This is a genomic window from Chlorobium sp. KB01 (genome assembly GCF_001975465.1).
Taxonomy (GTDB): Bacteria; Bacteroidota; Chlorobiia; order Chlorobiales; family Chlorobiaceae; genus Chlorobium.
The window spans coordinates 1-16,659 of sequence record NZ_MPJE01000088.1; the positions used below are offsets into that span (position 1 = coordinate 1).

Genomic DNA, 16,659 nt, shown 5'->3' on the forward strand with positions numbered 1-16,659 from the left:
GCTATCGGACTTTTACTTCGAAAATCTCCTGCGCCCGTTGCTCATGAATTATTCAGGTCATATAAGGTTTACGGTAAAATATAAGCCCGCATTTTTACTCATCCAACACCGAATAATTCAAATGAACTCGAAGTTCAGATCGTGATAGCTTATTCTTGTTTTCCGATTACAGCAAGTCGCTCATGATGCTCCAGTTTCAGGATTTAACAGCAAAAACTTTTGCGACATAATAAGAATTGTGCTGCTGAAATCCTTCGAACCACAAATGATTTTTGCCACTGCAAACCGCTCCCGATAATTGCTCTGCCATCAAGGTGTTCCGCCTCCATCAAACTCCCTGCTATTGTCATCCCTGCCTTCTGGAGAGATCTGACGTATCGATCCTTGGAAAAAAGAACTTTTGAGCAAAATGAATATTGATTACTTTAGTGCTACACCAACTCACATCAATATTGCCCGGCAAGTTCAGGCAATCACAGCGAAGGATTATCCGTAAAAAGAGCTATGCAAAGCATCAAAAAAACAACCCGGGAAAAAACCTTGACCATCTTAGGGGAAGAACGCTGTCCGGGAAACAAAAAGTCGATTGGTCGAGTTGGCGTCGTGCAGAAAACCAAAGGAAAAAATTCAGGCCAAAAAGGGTGTTTGGGCTCAAAAAAGATTATGCGCAGCTTAAATTCCAACTCACCTGATAAGCCAAAGCAGTCTGTTGAGTCGGAACTCAGCCTCCCGATTCTCAAAAAAATGTCGGTAAATATTCAGATGTCACAAACGATTCAATTTGAGTCTGTCGAAGATAAAAACGGATTCATATGAGTAACTTTGCATGGTATTCAGAAATATCCTGCTCAAGTGATCTTACCCAAGGAGACCTGCTGACACAGTGTCCAATCCCATTTCCAAACGCTTCGATGTATCAGGCAATTCTTGATAACATCGTGGCTGTTCCAGAGCCTATCAATATAAAGCAGGGGAATTTAGTTGTCCTCTCTCAAGCCTGCGATCTTGTCAATGAGAAATTGGATACTGTGGTTCTCTGTGCATACTGGCCTTTGACGGTAATCATGAAAACCAGTGAATACTTCAAAAGCAAGAACGGGAAAGAAAGTCTTCGGCAAGGCAAAGAACCGGCATATCACCTGTTAAACCGTTATACCTCCAATGAAATTGAATTGGATTATTCTGTGGTAGACTTCCACCGTATATACACCCTTCCAAAAGAATATTTAAAGGCGTTCACCATCACGCAAGCTCACAGACTACGACTTCTCCCTCCATATCGAGAACATTTATCCCAGGCTTTTGCGCGTTATTTCATGCGTGTAGGACTGCCTGTTGATATTGACAAAGAGGAAATCAAAAACATATATCCTGCCTGATCCTCACCGTAGAACCACCATCAAACTCCCCCATTCTCATCCCGAACCGAAGGGAGGGATCTTGAGTTTCAATCCAGTGAAGAGTTCGGCCCTGATGTACTCGAACTACCCTCTGCTCCATCCGGCACACAGAGTTATTTCACTTACAACACCACGTCCCCAAGTTCCTCCTAGCCAACTCTTGATTATGGGGCTCACAACCAATATCTATATCTGATTCTGATTGTCAAACAGAATCAGATATTATTAATTACCTTTGTCACTTACGTCCCCTAAAGCCCCCCTAAAGCCCTCAGCAAATGACGGTTTGGCCTCAACCTGTTAATTGGTTAAATTTTGACGTGATATAATCGCCGCTTGGTCAAAATGCCCGACTTTAGGGATTTTAAAGTAATTTTATAAAATAATGCCTGAACTCTCACGATTTTTTGGAATCCTGATAAGAATGTATGCAGAGTTGGATGCGCCTCATCATACACCTCACTTCCATGCTTATTACCAGGAATCACAGGCGGTTTTCTCAATTGATCCTGTTGCAATTATAGAAGGCGTATTACCTGAAAGGCAGCGTCGACTTGTCATTGCATGGGCAGAGATTCATCAGTTAGAACTTATGACCGACTGGGATTTGTTACAGGATGGCAAGGCCCCTGTTAAAATTGACCCGCTCCGTTAATTTGAAACAATAAAGCATTATGAAACATACATTTATAAGGGTTATTACTGTCGATATTCTTGACCACTATTCATTACGTCTACATTTCGATAACGATACAGTGAGGGAAATCAATCTGGAACCCGTTTTGTATGGTGAACTTTATGAACCCCTTCGCGATCATGATTTTTTCAGACAGGTGACTGTTGATGCTGAAGCAGGAACAATCGTATGGCCAAACGGAGCAGACTTCGACCCTGACTTACTATTCGCATGGGATGAACACGTCAAGGCCTTTGCAAAACAGATGCGTAAAGCCGAACATGCATGTAACCATTAACAGAAAGGCCCCCATTATCCGTTCTGTTATCAACATGAACCATCACATGATGCAACGCTCCCGGTGCATCCAGTCTCGCTCTTTCTAACATAGCCAACTCTTGATTATGGGGCTCACAACCAATATCTGATTCTGTATTGTCAAACAGAATCAGATATTATTAATTATTAATTACCTCTGTCACTTACGTCCCCTAATCCCCTAATCCCCTACGTCCCTAATCCCCCCCCCCGTAACGGGACCATATGGGAAACGTAAAATGCAAAGCCTCAACCCATGGAGGATACCATGTGTAACTCGCCACGATAGCTATCCATAAAAAAAACATTACCTTCTGGAAAACAACCCTGAAACGGCTGATTTCGCCTGGATCTCCCGTTTCAGGCATTATCGGCTCCCCTTGCGGTTTCAAACGCTGTACAAACAAGCCTCTCATCAGGAAACCAGCGACGTAGATCCCGGCAAAAATAATCCTGAACGGCAACTCATCATGCATGGCCATACATTGTTTTACTGGTTTTTCAAGCTCACATCGGGGGAAAGTTAATGCTTTCTGAAAATATAATGAAAAGGGTCGGTGAAGTCAGGTTAATAGTTTTTTGCAAGAGTGGCAAGAACGGTTACATTCTAAGGTCATACTGGAATCTTCAGGTAAGGAACTGTTGGGCGAGTAAACCTGTTTATCAGGAACACTCAGGCAGCAGATGCCCATTCATCCTGAGCTGAATCGGGTTCCCGCGAAAAAAAACGAATTCCAGCGCCTGACCTGAGAAAAACAAGAGCATGAAACAACATCGAGGAGAAGGAAACGTTTTTGTGTAATCATGGAAGTTGTAGGAAAAAGCAAAGCATTAGTGGTTCTTGAGTCATGCCTTCAGGAATCGACTGTATATTTCTCCAATCACGAGAAAATCCTGAAATGCAATCCTTACTGCAGATATGTCCGCTACATAGAGGATCTCGACGTTTTTCAATGGACCTTCGAGGTCGACGATCCTCGAAACAACCCGATCGTAGCCATCTTTTTTGTCAGGCAGACCGAAGAGCATATCCCGACAGACAGTGCTGTTTTCAAGCGCTACGCCGGTGAAAGCCGGGCTCCCATCGATACAGAGACTCCTGGAAAAAAAATAATCTGGGAAACCGTCGAGTCGGCCCCGGAACTGCTTTTCAGCAACGACCATACCTTCATCGGCAAGACTTTTTCAGAAATCTTCCTTCTTCACCAGACCGACAACCGGACAGCCGTGCATTTCGAAACAAATATATCGCTGGATTTCAAACTGTCATTCCCGCTCAATCTCATGCCGGAACCGGCACTGAAATTCATGAGCGATATGATTATGTCAAAAATCATGCAGCAGGCAACCGAAAGCATGCTCTGTCAGGTTCAGTCGGATATCTGCTGCTCTATGCCTGAAATTGCCGCCGAAGGGGGGAAGAAATAGAAAGGGAAAATGGCAAGACAGAGTTTGTCTTCCCACTGTCTGATTCTCAACATAAGCATCATGTAGCAGAGCCTCCCATACAATAAGGGCTTAACTCATGCCTCTTGATCACTCGAAACAAAATACCTATTTTGATGCAACGTTCTGTTGTTTCGTTGAAAACCTCACCTCTTCCCATGACTAAACCATCAAAAATACAGACACCTCGCTTCGACGAGCCATTGTGCAGCAAATGCGGTCTATGCATGGGCAATGCCTGGCCGGTGAAGGAGAGCCTGGAAAGCTGTGTTTTTCGTTGTGGGTGGGTAGAAAATCATGAACAAAGGATTTTCGGAAGAGTAAGGAACCCGGATGACAGCGACGAACTGCGTTTCGGTATCAGCCTCAAACGATTCAACGCAACATTGAAAAAACCTGTCAATGGAGCGCAATGGAGCGGAATCATTACCCGAATATCCACTATGGCTCTGCAAACAAACCTTGTGGATGCGGTGCTTACGCTTCATGGAGAGCCTCTGAAACCAAAAGCAGTGCTTGCTAAAACCGCTCAGGATATTCATGAGGCACGCGGCAACAAACCCGTACTTTCTCCGGTGCTTCAGGCATTGCATACGGCTTATCGGGAAAAAACGACAAGACTCCTGATTGTCGGCGCTGCCTGCCATGTACATATGGTAAGGGATTTTACAAGAAAAAGCCCCTATTTTGCCGATTTGGACCTGTATATCGTAGGCATTCCTTGCACAGATAATCTGGAACCATCCCACCTTCAATGGGTTTTCCGGAATATCAGCAAAAAACCGGAAACGGTTATCAATTTCGAATTCATGCAGGACTACAGGGTACATATTCTGCACAAAGCCGGAAAAGTCGAAAAAATCCCTTTTTTCTGCCTTCCATCGGCGCTGCGGATCAGCGGCAGACGAACACGCGAGCTCGCTCGCGGGGGCGGTTGTCCGCTGCAACCGCTTGATGGCCTGGCGCGTCAGCGCCGGGACAGAAAGCGGATGGTAATCCGCAGCGCCGATGGCGAGGCGCGTAGCGTCCGCGCCATCAGCAGTTATGAAAGTAGGAGTGTTTCCGAACTCCTGCCTGAGTTGCTTTGATTACATCAACAGCCTTTCAGATATCACTGTCGGCTATTTAGGCGCCCCCTACAGCAAAAACAGAAAAACACAATGGATTATTGTCAGAACTGAAAGAGGAAAAAAGCTGCTGGATCTTATCAATGATGAAATAGAAACGTCACCTGAAGTTTTTTTTGGCGATAGTCATAGTGCGGTACAAGCAGCACTTCAGCCAACTCTCATGCCGATTCTTCAACCGGAGAAGCTTGATGACCGGAAAGCGATGCCTAAATGGCTTGGCATCTATCTGAGCCATAAAAAAGCGAAATCCGGTCCAGGAGGAACTGAATTTGCAAAATACTCAATAGATATTCATGCTATAAGGAACTTCTATTTCCTTAAAATGTACCGTCCGGATGATATAGGCATTGTGCCGACCCATATCTATGACCTTCTTTCTCAATATGATCTTTCATTGATAGAAAGAATAATCGAGTCCTGAATTTAACCGAACAAACTGCTATTAACATGAAAAACATCGTCATCACGGGAAGTAGTAGAGGAATTGGCTTGGGCCTTGCGCATGCATTTCTCTCAAAAGGCTGCCGTGTCATGATCAGCAGCAGCAACAGCAGTAACCTTGACAAAGCCCTGAATGAACTGATCGAGCAGCATGGCTCCGAACATATCTCGGCTAAAACCTGTGATGTTTCCGACTACAAGCAGGTTCAGGAACTTTGGAACCATGCGCATAAATCGATCGGCCAGGTAGATATCTGGATAAACAACGCCGGCATTGCCCACCCGTTGCTTCCGTTCTGGAAACTCGATATGAAGCAGATCGGCCATACCCTCGATGTAAATCTTGCCGGAACCATAAATGGGTCTCATGTAGCCATCAGAGGAATGATCGAACAGGGATCGGGATACCTGTACAATCTTGAAGGTCAGGGGGCCGACGGGGGAATAATTCACGGAATGGGTATTTTTGGAACGACAAAGGCGGCTGTACACTATTTCTCGAAATCCCTTATTGAAGAGACCAGGTCGCTTAAGATCAAGGTTGGCACAATCATACCGGGAATCATACGTACGGCGCTGCAAGCTGAAACCGCACAGCAAACCGATGCTGGCCGGCTCTTTCTTTCACTGCTTGGCGAAAATGTTCGGGAAGCAACGGAAGACCTTGCAAAAAGAATTCTTGCAAACAATACACATGGGGCATGCATCAACCGCATGACGCCGCCCGACATGATCGGCAAACTCGCGTCATTGCCTTTCAATTTTTTATTGGGCAGGTGACCTGACTGCAATGGAAATAGCAACCACACAAAAAGAGACAATCACAAGATAACACCCTGAAAATTCCGTTTCCCGGCTTCAAGTCACCTGAACGCGTGTTTCAACCGACAATAAATCAAGTCAGGAATATACGTCTGATGATGCGGGAGCAGTGATGCTCTCCGGTGGGTATGGCTAATCCTCTTCAGGGTGAGGTGGCAATATCAGACCAATGTTCTCAATAACCTTTTCAGCAACCGCTCCTGCAAAAAATCCACCTGCACCGGCAAGCAGAACTCTTGGAATCCCCCTGATAAAAGGTGGAATACCAAGCGGTGAGAGTAAAAAAGCCCCGCTCACAATTGCCGCTGCAGGCTTTGTCAATTCTTCCGGTATAATATTTTGTGGTAGTTGCGGCATTTCTTTTCCTTTTGAATCGTTTTTTAAAAAACCTCCACTTATTTCGTTTGCTGCCCATCGGTAATTTTAGCAATGGAATTTGACAGCATAGTCAGCACCATTTCAACTGTTTTTATCTGCGATAAGCCCAGGTCACCAAAAGCTTTCCAGCAAGTGTTAAAAGCGGCAGCCGTATCTATCGGCTCATAAATAACAGGTTTTTCCTGTTGTTCCGAAGCGGCGGCAGGCTTTACGTTTGCTACGGGTTTCGGCGTCACCTCACGGGGAACTGATACAGCCGGCTTTTCAGAAAAAGCTGCCTTTGTTTCGGATTGCTGCGGTGCAATAGCCGATTTGTTTGGGACGGATTTGTCCTCTTTTCTGAATACGGAAAAAAAACCGCCTTTTCGTGATTCGTTTGCCATGTCAAAACCTGTTTTAGATGGATAAAGAATTCAATTTGAAGCTTTTGATGACATTGCCCAGCCGATCATATTTTTCATCATCCCAAGTGATCCATCCAGACCGAGTTTGCTTGCAGTCGCCATCAAGACACCGGGATATTTCCATGCCACGTTCAAACCAATCAGAAGCAGATCGGATAGCTCCATGGTGTCCTTGAACATTGCTTCCCTGTACCTGGGCGGCAGGCCGTCCAGAACTATCATCACTTCATTCATCAGTTCATTGACAAAATTCGGATGGTCCGTATGTTTATTATAACACATATATTTCATAAGGTTTGCCATTGCGGCAACATTTGGCTCGTAGGCGCTTATCTGTTCGAGATTCTTCTTTTCAAATCCGTTACAGGCCAAGGCTCTTTCGAGCCCCTCTGTCAATGATTTGAGATTGCGAACAAAAGAACCAAAACCGCAAAAAGTCAGTGGGGAACCAAGTGCGGCGGCATCTCCAAGCATCAGGATATTATTATCGGCAACTTGCCGAGTCCGCTCAAACCCATCATGATAATACGCCGGTATAACGCCATACACAGGGCGATGGACGACAAAATCCTTTCCCAGTTTTTTATAGGAAGGTAATTTCCGGAAATATGTTTCAAAGAGACCAAGCAGAGATTTATCATTATCGGAGCTCCGGGAATCATAAAAGAAAAGATAGGTGGTATAGCGATTGCCACCGGCAGGAAAGCCCTCCCATATCAGTTGACGACCTCTTCCTGAGCTGGTATCGGCCGGCTCCGTACTTACAAGAATCTCGCCTATATCCGGATCAACATTTTCGAGGCCGCTGGAAACAGTCCCGACTGTAGGACAGAGATGTGTAAAGGATGCCCCGTCATTCAACTGCATGGCAACCGGAGAATGCACTCCCATCGAATCAACAAATACCTTGGCTCTGAAATACACCCGCTCATGCATATTGTTCTCAACCTCTATCACCACACTCTCAGGAAACTGAAAACACCGCATGAATGTCATATTGTCAACGACCCTGCTGGATTCATCGGCAAGAATTTTCTGCCTGGCAATGGAAAGCAGTTGGTCGCTCTCAACAGCACAGTCAAGCACATTATCGAGATACAGCCGCTTTTTCCGACCATTTTCCACGTAAAACTCAGCCCAACCTGTTTTATACCTGCAAGCAATACTCGCGTTGATCTCTTCATATGAGAAAAGACCGACTTGTTCAAGGTTTTCAAGCTCATTCCAGGAAATATTCCAGTCACGGCTTGGTTTTCCGCTCACATAGCGGTCAAAAACAAGTACTTTTCTCCCGTACTTCGAAGCCATGACCGACGCGTGCAATAATCCCAATGAGCCTCCGGCATAAACCAGATCATACTCGTCGGCAATACATGCATCTTCAGGCATTTCGCTTCCCTGAAAGACAACCTTGCTGCATGGGGAGTGCTCGACATTTTGCCAAAAGTTATCCACCTCCAGAATATGCTCCAGATATCTGTTCCCATTTCTGATTTTACCAAAATACTCGGATACCCTCGGGTAGAGTGTTTGAACTTTATCTGCTATCATTGCAAATGACGTTATTGCTTATGATGATGCCAGCTATACATATAAAATAACAACCCTAAGAACCATGATCCAAACGGTAAGCCCCTGGAACCCGCCGTCCTGGATATTTTTCTTTTCTTGTTCCGGACTTATTGGTTAAATTTGTGACCTTAACATTGATTTTCAATTATAAAAAGGAGACTTCGCCGTATGTCACAGGATTCCGCAAAGTTGTTTCTTGCGAAAATGAAGCAGGACAAGGAGTTATCGGATAAAATACACAATACTGCAACAAAAGAAGACCGCTGGGCAATCATCCTGCAGGAAGGCTTCGATTTCACGAGAGAAGAGCTTGATCATGCGACGGTAACTGAACTGAATCATTTTGAAAGATGGAACTGGGAAGCGAAGTTACTTGCCGACTGGCTCTAAACCATTGCGGAAGATGCTTTTCTGCGTCTATCCTTCCGCACTGATGCTCTGGAAATACTCGTACGCCTCGGCGGGAGGCATGTTCTCATGAACGACCTTCCCGACCGTTTTCATCATGGCGAGCGGAGCGTCGCTCTGGAAAATGTTGCGGCCCATATCCACACCGGCCGCACCCTCCTGGATTGCCCGGTACGACATGGTGAGCGCCTCGAGTTCGGAAATCTTCTTGCCTCCGGCCATCACGATCGGCACCGGGCAGGAAGCCACAACCGTTTCGAAATCCTCGGGCACATAGTAGGTTTTTACGATCTGAGCGCCTAATTCCGCAGAAATCCGGCAGGCAAGCCTGAAGTATTTGGCATCACGCACCATATCCTTGCCGACGGCGGTGACCGCCATGGTTGGAATACCGTAACGCAGACCCATATCGATCAGCCTGGTCATGTTGTGGATGGAACGGGTTTCGAACTCGCCTCCGATGAAAACCTGCAGGGTTATTGCCGCCACGTTCATGCGGATGGCATCCTCGATATCCACGGCAAGCTCTTCGTCGGAGAGCTCCTTGAGAATGCTCGGACCGCCGCTGCAGCGCATGACGACCGCCTTGGTGAGGGAGGGAGGAACGGTCGTACGCAGAATGCCTCTGGTGAGCATGATGGCATCGGCATGCGGCATGAGCGGCACGATGTTGACGTCGGGACGCTCCAGACCGGTGGTCGGCCCCTGAAAATAGCCGTGATCGATGGCGAACATGACCGTTCTGCCCGTATCGGGCCTGAATATCCTCGACAGGCGGTTTTTCATACCCCAGTCAAGCGAGTGCGCCCCCTTGAGAAAAAAGCCGTGTTTCTCAACAGGAACGTGGGTGTAATACTCTTTTGCCTGTTTGTCCTTGTCGTATTCAGCCATGATGGTCTTCTCCTCTTTCGGTTAAAGTTTTTTTACAATCTGCAATCAGTTTTTCAGGAACTTCCCTGTCAGCGCAGCGCGGCGGCAATGTTGCCTCCGTCGACCGTAACAATCGATCCTGTCGTCTTCGTTTCGAGCGCCTGGTGCACGAATGCCTCGGCGACATCCTCGGCGGTGACCTCGACCTGCAGAAGGTTGCCGGCCATATACTCCCGCTCGCTCAGCCCCCGCGCTTTCGAACGGGTTTTGATCATTTCGTCGGTCAGCAGGCCGGTGCGGATCCTGTCGGCATTGATGCCGTTTGCCCTGATGCCGTCGCGTCCGTGATCGAGCGCATACTGGCGCACGAGAAACATGGTCGCCGCCTTGGGCAGGCCGTACGGCCCGAAATCGGGACCCGGATTGACCGCCTGTTTGGAAACGTTGAAAAGCAGGACGCCCCCGGTTCCCTGCAGTCGCATGATCCTGACCGCCTCCTGGGCTATGGACTGATGCGAAAAAAAGTTGAGTTCGAAGCTCCGGCGCAGCACCTCGTCCGAAACGTCGCCTATGCGGCCCTGCAGGGCGACGCCTACATTCGAGACCACGATATCCAGCCCTCCGTAACGGCGGCACACCTTGTCGAAAGCCCGCCTGACGGCAGCGCGGTCGGTAACGTCGCACGCAATCGGAAGCACTCCTCCGCCGAGATCTTCGGCCGCCTGCTGAAGCGCCTCAGGGTTCAGGTCCAGAATGACCAGCTCGGCGCCGCGCTGACGGAACGCCCTTGCCGTCGCCAGCCCGATGCCGCTTGCCGCACCGGTTACCAGGGCAACCTTGCCGGCAAACACGTCGTGGCGGACCTTCGTCATCTTGGCCTGCTCCATCTCCCAGTACTCAATATCGAAAACCTCCTGTTCGGTAATCGACTCGAAGCGTCCAACCGATTCCGCATCGAGAATGGCCGATGCCGTGCTTTCGGCGATATCGGCGTTGACCGCAGCTTCCCGGGCGGTCCGGCCGAGACCGAACAGACCGAGACCGGGCACAAGCACCACCCTGGGCAGCGGGTCGAGCATGGAAACCTCGATTCCCGCAGCCTCGCGCCGGCGCTGGAAATAAGCCCTGTACTCCACTTCATACCGCTCCACCGCTTCATGAACCGCCGTTTTGAAAGCGTCGAGATCGGAGGCATCGGGAGCCGGAACGACCAGCGGCCGGTTTTTGGTGCGGATAATGAAATCCGGGGTCATGGCGCCCCTCTGGCTTACATCGGAAAGAGAATCGCTGTTGACATAGGCAAGAATATCGGGTGAAGTACGGAATTCGAGCACGAACTGACGGTAATCGCGGCTTCCGGCTGTGCTCTCTTCAACGACAGCCCCTCTGATAACCGGCGCGGCATCCTCGAGGGATGCGATCCCGGCGGGAAGCGAAACCGAAGGAAAAACCTTCCGGCCGGCCCGGGCTATGCGCTCTTCAAGACGGTTTGCGCTTTCGATCATGCAATGGTACGCCTCATCCGGAGTATCGGCAAAAGTGACGAGGCCGTGCTTCTGCAGCACAAGGCCCCTGATGGAGGGAGTCGACTCGTAGGCCGCAGCGGCCGAACGGGCGAGCCCGAGACCCGGCTTGATATAGGGCACCATGCCGAACGATTCTCCGAGCACCTCCCGACAGAGAGCCTGGCCGTCGGGCTGGTTGCTGAGCGTCAGAAGCGCCGTGGAGTGCGTATGGAAAATGAACCGGTGGGGCAGAAACGCGTGAAGCAGGGTTTCGATCGAGGGTGAAAGCGAATGGTTCACCATGTGCTCGGTCAGGTAGAACAGGTTCAGATAGAGGAAGTTTTTGAACCGTTGCGTCGAGAACTGCTGTATATCCTCTTCGCTGCTGCGCCCGCCGGTAGCGTAGAGATGCTGCAGCTTCTGCAGCGGCTCGATCCGTACCGGCATAAAATCGTGCGCATCCACCCCCGCCAGATTGACGCCGCTCCCCTTGATGAAAATGACATTGACCCTGTAGCCGATGATATCGTGCAGCTCGCTTTTGACCGAGGTGTTGCCCCCGCCGTGCATCACAAGAGAACTCTCGCTGCCGAGCAGACGGGAGGCGTACACGAGTTCGGCAAGTTCTGCAGGAATATCGTTGGCACTGCGCTGCCCGTTTACGGAGCGCTGAAGATCGGCATCGTTCCAGAGGTTTTGCATAAGTAACCCTTTATTTTAAACGGAATTCTCACATAATGCAGAACAAGAAAACATGTAATAACAATAATTGCCGTTTACCATCGAACAAGCATGGTAAACGGCAATTGCAACTATGCTGTTATGACCTGTTAAACAGGATATGCAGCTGGAAGTTCATAACCCTGTTCATACAATCTGCGTGCAATCACATCAGCTGTCAGCATAATATACTGGGAACGTCCCATTCGCGTATAACCGGGCCTGTGGTCCGTAGCAAGGGGCATATCAAAACGATCCTGATACTTGAAATAAAGGTCTGCCAGTTTCTCTGAAGCCTCAACAAGCCAATCGGCGTTTGGCGGAGGCATTCTGAACATATCAGCTCCCGGCACAGGCTGGTAAACCAGCATATTGGGATATACCCCCTTCGACAGGCGCTCTTCAACACCCTCCAGCATACAATTCATAGGTTCAAGACCCATGAGTATAAAGCTTGTGGTACCCCTGCCTGGCCCGAAAATCTCAACTGAGGCATCCTGGGCGGCATGCCAGTATTCAAGGGGATATGTTGCACATTTCCCCGGGCAGATCGCCTTGAAATAGTCAGGATCGGTAACCTCAAGATCAAACTCTGTTGAATTGATACCCGAAGCCTTCCAGCGCTCCATATCCTTAAAATCATCAGGAGGATACAAATTAGCCGTTATATGCAGTTCATTAAACACTTCCGTACTCAACTGCTCACGCAAGGGCGCCATGACAATCTCAACAAGGTCGACAACCTGCGAACGACGTTCCGGTGCAACAAGACCTCCGATAACAACAAGAGTCCCCCTCCACCCGTTATCGGTTGCTATTTTCACCGCTTCAGCCTGCTCTTTTGCAAGAGCCTCGATTTTCTGGAACGGCATCTTTGCCAGGTCCTGCCCTACAGATACATGCTGGTCGGCAAAGAAAAAGCAGAATCTGCATGACCGACCTGTATTGTTGTTATCGCAACTGTAACTGTAATGAATATTGATAATATCCTGGTTCATTCCTATTACGGCAGCATTAACCGGGCGTCCGTTACTCAAAGTACCGTCGCGCCATGAGAACCACTCCTGCATTCTGCCGCTTGCAAGGTGTTTGCCGCAATCATAAAATTCGACATCGTCCCCGTTAACCTGTACCTCAAGGCGGGTATACGGTTCCGGGCGAACAAGAGTTGCAAGATCGCTGCCATTGAGCACCATGGCACGAAACGGGTTGAACCCTGTTTTCGGCGGCTTGTTGACCGTTACCTTTGCCCCCTCGGAAAGCAGCCTTGCTTTTAAATGCACATCTTCCTTCGTAATAATTCTTTTGGTACTCATGGCTTATTAATGAGTTAGCATTAAAAAAACAAATAATAAAAGGAAACAGTCACCAAGCAGAAACTGGCTTCGCCCTCACAAATTTACAGCCTTTCCGGAATGCTGTCGCTTGATGTAAAAACCAAGCATGTAAACAGCAATATATCCTGCTGCCAGCACGGAGACGAAAACAATCCGTTCGACGTTATCAGTAAAATGTCCGGAAACCCAGATCATACAGACAAGCACCAGCCATCCTGAACCTGTGTAGATCATGGCCTTATTCCATAACTCGGTAAAACTTCCTTTCAGCATGAATTTCACATTGATTGTTTGACAAACACCATCAAAAGGGCAAAACAAATTTAAAATACCATTATACCACAGCGTCATGACAAGACATTGCTGTTATGCAGAATCTTTTCATTTCTTTTTTCAAGCAGGATTCTGACAAGATACTGCATTGCATTGGCAATGTAAGTGAAGTAGGCAAGAAACGCCTCCCAGACAAGAACCTCGCGGCTTGCACCAGTAAAAGCCAGAATAAAATACAAAACATGAAAAGCTCCGGCCGTAACGCTGCCGATATCCTCCCAGAGAAACTCCCTGGAAAAAATCCACTTGTCGAAAATTTCTTTCTCAAAATAAGCCCCGGTAAAAAAAAGCAACGCAAAAAGGAAAGACTTGAAAAGAATGGCTACATCAACCCAGAAAAAAGCAATGATGCCGGGATTGACGAAATACAGATAAGTCACGCCGACACCGGCAAGAAAAACGACAAACTGAATGGGTGCAAGAATGAGCTGAACATCGGTCCAGACCGTAGCGTTCCTTTGTGCAAGCTGCTCAGGAGTATAACGAGGCATATATCATCGTGTTAATTGTTACAAAGATAACGACTTAAGGATAGCTCCCCTTTTTATCAATTCTTTAATATAGGAAGATCAACGTTTCGAAAAAAATCTCTTCTTCCGTGGAGGTCAAATAAAACTACCATCCCTGCCTGACCTGCCGCCTCAGCATACTGTTTACGAATTGCAAAGGAGCGAAGAATACCTTTACCTCCTTAAGGGTTCTCCTGAAACTGCGACTCACTGCCGATATTTCTGAAATCCCCGCCCATGAAAAGCTTCAGGTTGGCTACAAAAGGTTTTGTCGCTCACGAAATTTTGATATTTTTTACAGGATAACACTCAGCGTTTCGGCCATGCAGCAGATAAACACGGTACCAACTGATCTATGCATGACCTGTACTTCTTGTCAGAACAGATAATCCGGGAACAGAAAATCATGCCGCTCAAACTGCTTTTTATTGCGCCAAAAGGGAAAAAAGACTCGAAAACCAACCAGAAGCCACTGTTTCACATGGCTATAGGCGTACTTGTAAGTCTTACGCCTGCTGAGCATGCTATCGAAATTGCGGACGAACACTTTGGTGATGCCATCAACTATGACGGAGATTACGATCTGGTAGGTATCACATCAAGAACGATAGACGCTACAAGAGCATATGAAATTGCAGATGAGTTCCGAAAAAAAGGAAAAAAAGTAATTCTTGGCGGTCTTCACGTTTCGTTCAATCCCGATGAAGCGCGAAGCCATGCCGACTGCGTTGTTTGCGGCGAAGCCGAAAACCTCTGGGCTACCGTACTGGAAGATGCCGCGTCAGGTCGGTTGAAGCCGACATACGATGCAAAGGACTTCCCGCAGGTCACAAAAATAGTGCCCCTTGATTATGAAAGGATTGCACAGGCATCAAAACGAGAAAAAGTTGACGGAACCAAGTCCATCCCCATCTATATCACCCGCGGATGCCCTTATGAGTGCTCATTCTGCGTCACACCGAATTTTACCGGAAAACTCTACCGTTACCAGAATCCTGATAATCTCATCAGGCAGATTGAAACAGCCAAAAAGGTTTTTTTCAAGGCAAAAGGAAAATCATCAAAGCCATGGTTCATGCTTTGCGATGAAAATCTCGGCATCAACAAGAAGAAGCTATGGGAGAACCTTTCCTTGCTCAAAAAGTGCAATATCAACTACAGCGTTTTCTTCAGCATGAATTTTCTTGAAGACAAGGAAACAGTAAGAAGACTTGTTGATTCCGGATGCAATATGGTGCTCGTCGGGTTCGAATCAATCAAACAAAGCACACTGGAAGCCTATAACAAAGGGCATGTCAACTCCGCGGAAAAATTTGCAAGCGTGATCGAAGAGTGCAGAAAGGCCGGGTTGAACATTCAGGGAAATTTCCTGGTCAATCCTGCACTTGACACCTTTGAGGACATGGATGACCTCGTCGAGTTTGTCGGCAAAAACCACGTATTCATGCCTATCTTCCAGATCATTACCCCTTACCCTGGAACAAAAATGTATTGGGAGTACAAAGAAAAGGGTCTGATAACCGATGAGGACTGGGAGAAATACAACGCCATCAACCTTGTCATTCGTTCTGAACACTACGATCCCGTAGCATTTCAGCACAAATTCATGACCAGCTATTACAAAACATATTCCTGGGGAAAAATCGCCAACAGGGTCAGACGCAACCCCTACAAAATGCTGAACCTCATAACCAGTCTTGCATTCAAAAAAAATCTGAAAGAGCAGCTTGAAACCTTTGAGCTAAACAATAACATCAGAACACCATAAGTAACGAACATGCACGAAACCGTAAACTACACAACACTTTTCGCTCCGGTAGCTTTTTACCTTTCCGGGGTAGTTATTGTTACACTCATCAACCTGTTTATCGGAAAAAAACCTGACCGCACGAAATAACGAACGGTAAGGCGACCTGACTGAACGATCAATAACGACGACTCGGTGGCGGCGACTTACTTTTCGCCCATTTCATCACGGGCAGTTTCCAGCATTTCCACAGTAATTTCCTTGTAACCTTTTTTCATTGCATACTCTTCAGCCATAGACCTGATCTTCTCCTGCAAAAATCCCGGGACAGCTTCAAGCAAATCCTGAGCTTCATCACTCCATATCACGGATCTTTTTCTTGAAACAACGCTCCGTTCATACTGTTCGAGAAGATCATCTACAAAGGACTCGATGGCATTACCGTCTGATGACTCGACGGGATTAAAAATTTTCTCGACAAGGATTCTGTTGGTCAGAAGGTGTATTTTCAACTGCGGCAGGTAAAAAACCGCCGCCATCGATTCTGGGGTCCCACATGTCAGAAAAAGTGCGACTCTCTTCTTTTTAACCTCAATAATTCATGACGCCCAAAATTGGGGGTATTGCATTCCAAAAATAAGTT

Annotated in this window: 19 protein-coding genes; 10 read left to right on the forward strand and 9 right to left on the reverse strand. The window is 47.5% G+C overall.

From position 1 onward, the window contains the following. Window positions 1-504 precede the first annotated feature (504 nt). The 8 genes from BOO20_RS09665 to BOO20_RS09705 all read left to right on the forward strand — a co-directional run bounded on the left by BOO20_RS09665 (window position 505) and on the right by BOO20_RS09705 (window position 6,191). Entirely contained in the window at window positions 505-816 is a 312-nt protein-coding gene (locus tag BOO20_RS09665; protein ID WP_076792360.1) for a hypothetical protein, read from the forward strand. Then, window positions 813-1,379: a hypothetical protein gene (locus BOO20_RS09670; RefSeq protein WP_144277150.1), complete on the forward strand. Its 567-nt coding sequence runs from the start codon at window positions 813-815 to the stop codon at window positions 1,377-1,379. The genes BOO20_RS09665 and BOO20_RS09670 overlap by 4 nt, the downstream gene beginning before the upstream one ends. A gap of 406 nt (window positions 1,380-1,785) precedes the next feature. Next, on the forward strand, window positions 1,786-2,055 hold the full coding sequence (locus tag BOO20_RS09675; protein ID WP_233120940.1) for a DUF4160 domain-containing protein: 270 nt from the start codon (window positions 1,786-1,788) through the stop codon (window positions 2,053-2,055). A gap of 19 nt (window positions 2,056-2,074) precedes the next feature. After that, entirely contained in the window at window positions 2,075-2,374 is a 300-nt protein-coding gene (locus BOO20_RS09680) for a DUF2442 domain-containing protein (protein ID WP_076792365.1), read from the forward strand. An 824-nt stretch (window positions 2,375-3,198) separates the two neighbouring features. Continuing rightward, complete coding sequence (locus BOO20_RS09690) at window positions 3,199-3,822, forward strand: DUF1997 domain-containing protein (protein ID WP_076792367.1); 624 nt, start codon at window positions 3,199-3,201, stop codon at window positions 3,820-3,822. Between the two features lie 176 nt (window positions 3,823-3,998). Next, window positions 3,999-4,928, forward strand: coding sequence for a coenzyme F420 hydrogenase/dehydrogenase beta subunit N-terminal domain-containing protein (locus tag BOO20_RS09695; protein ID WP_233120941.1), 930 nt, complete (start codon window positions 3,999-4,001; stop codon window positions 4,926-4,928). Then, on the forward strand, window positions 4,885-5,391 hold the full coding sequence (locus BOO20_RS09700; protein WP_233120942.1) for a Coenzyme F420 hydrogenase/dehydrogenase, beta subunit C-terminal domain: 507 nt from the start codon (window positions 4,885-4,887) through the stop codon (window positions 5,389-5,391). The genes BOO20_RS09695 and BOO20_RS09700 overlap by 44 nt, the downstream gene beginning before the upstream one ends. Window positions 5,392-5,417: 26 nt before the next feature. Then, the gene (locus tag BOO20_RS09705) at window positions 5,418-6,191 is read left to right on the forward strand and encodes an SDR family oxidoreductase (RefSeq protein ID WP_076792368.1); all 774 of its coding nucleotides are present in this window, start codon (window positions 5,418-5,420) and stop codon (window positions 6,189-6,191) included. Between the two features lie 174 nt (window positions 6,192-6,365). On the opposite strand, the gene BOO20_RS09710 is transcribed toward BOO20_RS09705, so the two are convergent. The 3 genes from BOO20_RS09710 to cruB all read right to left on the reverse strand — a co-directional run bounded on the left by BOO20_RS09710 (window position 6,366) and on the right by cruB (window position 8,566). Further along, window positions 6,366-6,554 (reverse strand): hypothetical protein, encoded by a 189-nt coding sequence (locus BOO20_RS09710; protein WP_233120943.1) that lies wholly within the window; start codon window positions 6,552-6,554, stop codon window positions 6,366-6,368. Window positions 6,555-6,628: 74 nt separating this feature from the next. Then, window positions 6,629-6,994: a hypothetical protein gene (locus tag BOO20_RS09715; protein ID WP_076792372.1), complete on the reverse strand. Its 366-nt coding sequence runs from the start codon at window positions 6,992-6,994 to the stop codon at window positions 6,629-6,631. A 30-nt stretch (window positions 6,995-7,024) separates the two neighbouring features. Further along, window positions 7,025-8,566, reverse strand: coding sequence for a gamma-carotene beta-monocyclase CruB (gene cruB / locus BOO20_RS09720; protein WP_076792373.1), 1,542 nt, complete (start codon window positions 8,564-8,566; stop codon window positions 7,025-7,027). A 189-nt stretch (window positions 8,567-8,755) separates the two neighbouring features. On the opposite strand from cruB, the gene BOO20_RS09725 reads away from it, so the two are divergent. After that, a complete protein-coding gene (locus tag BOO20_RS09725) occupies window positions 8,756-8,977 on the forward strand; it encodes a Nif11-like leader peptide family natural product precursor (protein WP_076792375.1) in 222 nt (73 codons plus the stop codon). Between the two features lie 27 nt (window positions 8,978-9,004). Here BOO20_RS09725 and lsrF read toward each other — a convergent pair whose 3' ends face one another. From lsrF to bchF, 5 genes are all read right to left on the reverse strand, one after another. Then, on the reverse strand, window positions 9,005-9,886 hold the full coding sequence (gene lsrF / locus BOO20_RS09730) for a 3-hydroxy-5-phosphonooxypentane-2,4-dione thiolase (RefSeq protein WP_076792377.1): 882 nt from the start codon (window positions 9,884-9,886) through the stop codon (window positions 9,005-9,007). Between the two features lie 68 nt (window positions 9,887-9,954). Next, window positions 9,955-12,072: a bifunctional aldolase/short-chain dehydrogenase gene (locus BOO20_RS09735; protein WP_076792378.1), complete on the reverse strand. Its 2,118-nt coding sequence runs from the start codon at window positions 12,070-12,072 to the stop codon at window positions 9,955-9,957. A gap of 128 nt (window positions 12,073-12,200) precedes the next feature. Continuing rightward, window positions 12,201-13,406 carry a 7-methyl bacteriochlorophyllide c oxygenase gene (gene bciD / locus BOO20_RS09740; protein WP_076792380.1) on the reverse strand — a complete coding sequence of 402 codons (1,206 nt, stop codon included), beginning with the start codon at window positions 13,404-13,406 and terminating at the stop codon, window positions 12,201-12,203. Window positions 13,407-13,481: 75 nt separating this feature from the next. Further along, window positions 13,482-13,778: a hypothetical protein gene (locus BOO20_RS09745; protein WP_233120944.1), complete on the reverse strand. Its 297-nt coding sequence runs from the start codon at window positions 13,776-13,778 to the stop codon at window positions 13,482-13,484. Continuing rightward, complete coding sequence (gene bchF, locus BOO20_RS09750) at window positions 13,775-14,251, reverse strand: 2-vinyl bacteriochlorophyllide hydratase (RefSeq protein ID WP_076792383.1); 477 nt, start codon at window positions 14,249-14,251, stop codon at window positions 13,775-13,777. The genes BOO20_RS09745 and bchF overlap by 4 nt, the downstream gene beginning before the upstream one ends. A gap of 373 nt (window positions 14,252-14,624) precedes the next feature. Between bchF and BOO20_RS09755 the strand changes: the two genes are divergently transcribed. After that, a complete protein-coding gene (locus tag BOO20_RS09755) occupies window positions 14,625-16,037 on the forward strand; it encodes a radical SAM protein (RefSeq protein WP_076792385.1) in 1,413 nt (470 codons plus the stop codon). 185 nt (window positions 16,038-16,222) lie between these two features. Here the strand turns inward: BOO20_RS09755 and BOO20_RS09760 are convergent, their stop codons facing one another. Next, window positions 16,223-16,555 (reverse strand): PCP reductase family protein, encoded by a 333-nt coding sequence (locus BOO20_RS09760; protein WP_233120945.1) that lies wholly within the window; start codon window positions 16,553-16,555, stop codon window positions 16,223-16,225. Between the last annotated feature and the right edge of the window lie 104 nt (window positions 16,556-16,659).

Excerpts from the sequence above, each read along its gene's own strand:
- BOO20_RS09670 (WP_144277150.1), top strand. The coding sequence starts at position 813 with ATGAGTAACTTTGCATGGTATTCAGAAATATCCTGCTCAAGTGATCTT.
- BOO20_RS09675 (WP_233120940.1), top strand. The coding sequence starts at position 1,786 with ATGCCTGAACTCTCACGATTTTTTGGAATCCTGATAAGAATGTATGCA.
- bciD (WP_076792380.1), bottom strand. The coding sequence starts at position 13,406 with ATGAGTACCAAAAGAATTATTACGAAGGAAGATGTGCATTTAAAAGCA.
- BOO20_RS09695 (WP_233120941.1), top strand. The coding sequence starts at position 3,999 with ATGACTAAACCATCAAAAATACAGACACCTCGCTTCGACGAGCCATTG.
- BOO20_RS09735 (WP_076792378.1), bottom strand. The coding sequence starts at position 12,072 with ATGCAAAACCTCTGGAACGATGCCGATCTTCAGCGCTCCGTAAACGGG.
- BOO20_RS09760 (WP_233120945.1), bottom strand. The coding sequence starts at position 16,555 with ATGGCGGCGGTTTTTTACCTGCCGCAGTTGAAAATACACCTTCTGACC.
- BOO20_RS09700 (WP_233120942.1), top strand. The coding sequence starts at position 4,885 with ATGAAAGTAGGAGTGTTTCCGAACTCCTGCCTGAGTTGCTTTGATTAC.
- cruB (WP_076792373.1), bottom strand. The coding sequence starts at position 8,566 with ATGATAGCAGATAAAGTTCAAACACTCTACCCGAGGGTATCCGAGTAT.
- lsrF (WP_076792377.1), bottom strand. The coding sequence starts at position 9,886 with ATGGCTGAATACGACAAGGACAAACAGGCAAAAGAGTATTACACCCAC.
- BOO20_RS09690 (WP_076792367.1), top strand. The coding sequence starts at position 3,199 with ATGGAAGTTGTAGGAAAAAGCAAAGCATTAGTGGTTCTTGAGTCATGC.
- BOO20_RS09725 (WP_076792375.1), top strand. The coding sequence starts at position 8,756 with ATGTCACAGGATTCCGCAAAGTTGTTTCTTGCGAAAATGAAGCAGGAC.
- BOO20_RS09680 (WP_076792365.1), top strand. The coding sequence starts at position 2,075 with ATGAAACATACATTTATAAGGGTTATTACTGTCGATATTCTTGACCAC.
- BOO20_RS09705 (WP_076792368.1), top strand. The coding sequence starts at position 5,418 with ATGAAAAACATCGTCATCACGGGAAGTAGTAGAGGAATTGGCTTGGGC.
- BOO20_RS09745 (WP_233120944.1), bottom strand. The coding sequence starts at position 13,778 with ATGACGCTGTGGTATAATGGTATTTTAAATTTGTTTTGCCCTTTTGAT.
- BOO20_RS09755 (WP_076792385.1), top strand. The coding sequence starts at position 14,625 with ATGCATGACCTGTACTTCTTGTCAGAACAGATAATCCGGGAACAGAAA.
- BOO20_RS09665 (WP_076792360.1), top strand. The coding sequence starts at position 505 with ATGCAAAGCATCAAAAAAACAACCCGGGAAAAAACCTTGACCATCTTA.
- bchF (WP_076792383.1), bottom strand. The coding sequence starts at position 14,251 with ATGCCTCGTTATACTCCTGAGCAGCTTGCACAAAGGAACGCTACGGTC.
- BOO20_RS09715 (WP_076792372.1), bottom strand. The coding sequence starts at position 6,994 with ATGGCAAACGAATCACGAAAAGGCGGTTTTTTTTCCGTATTCAGAAAA.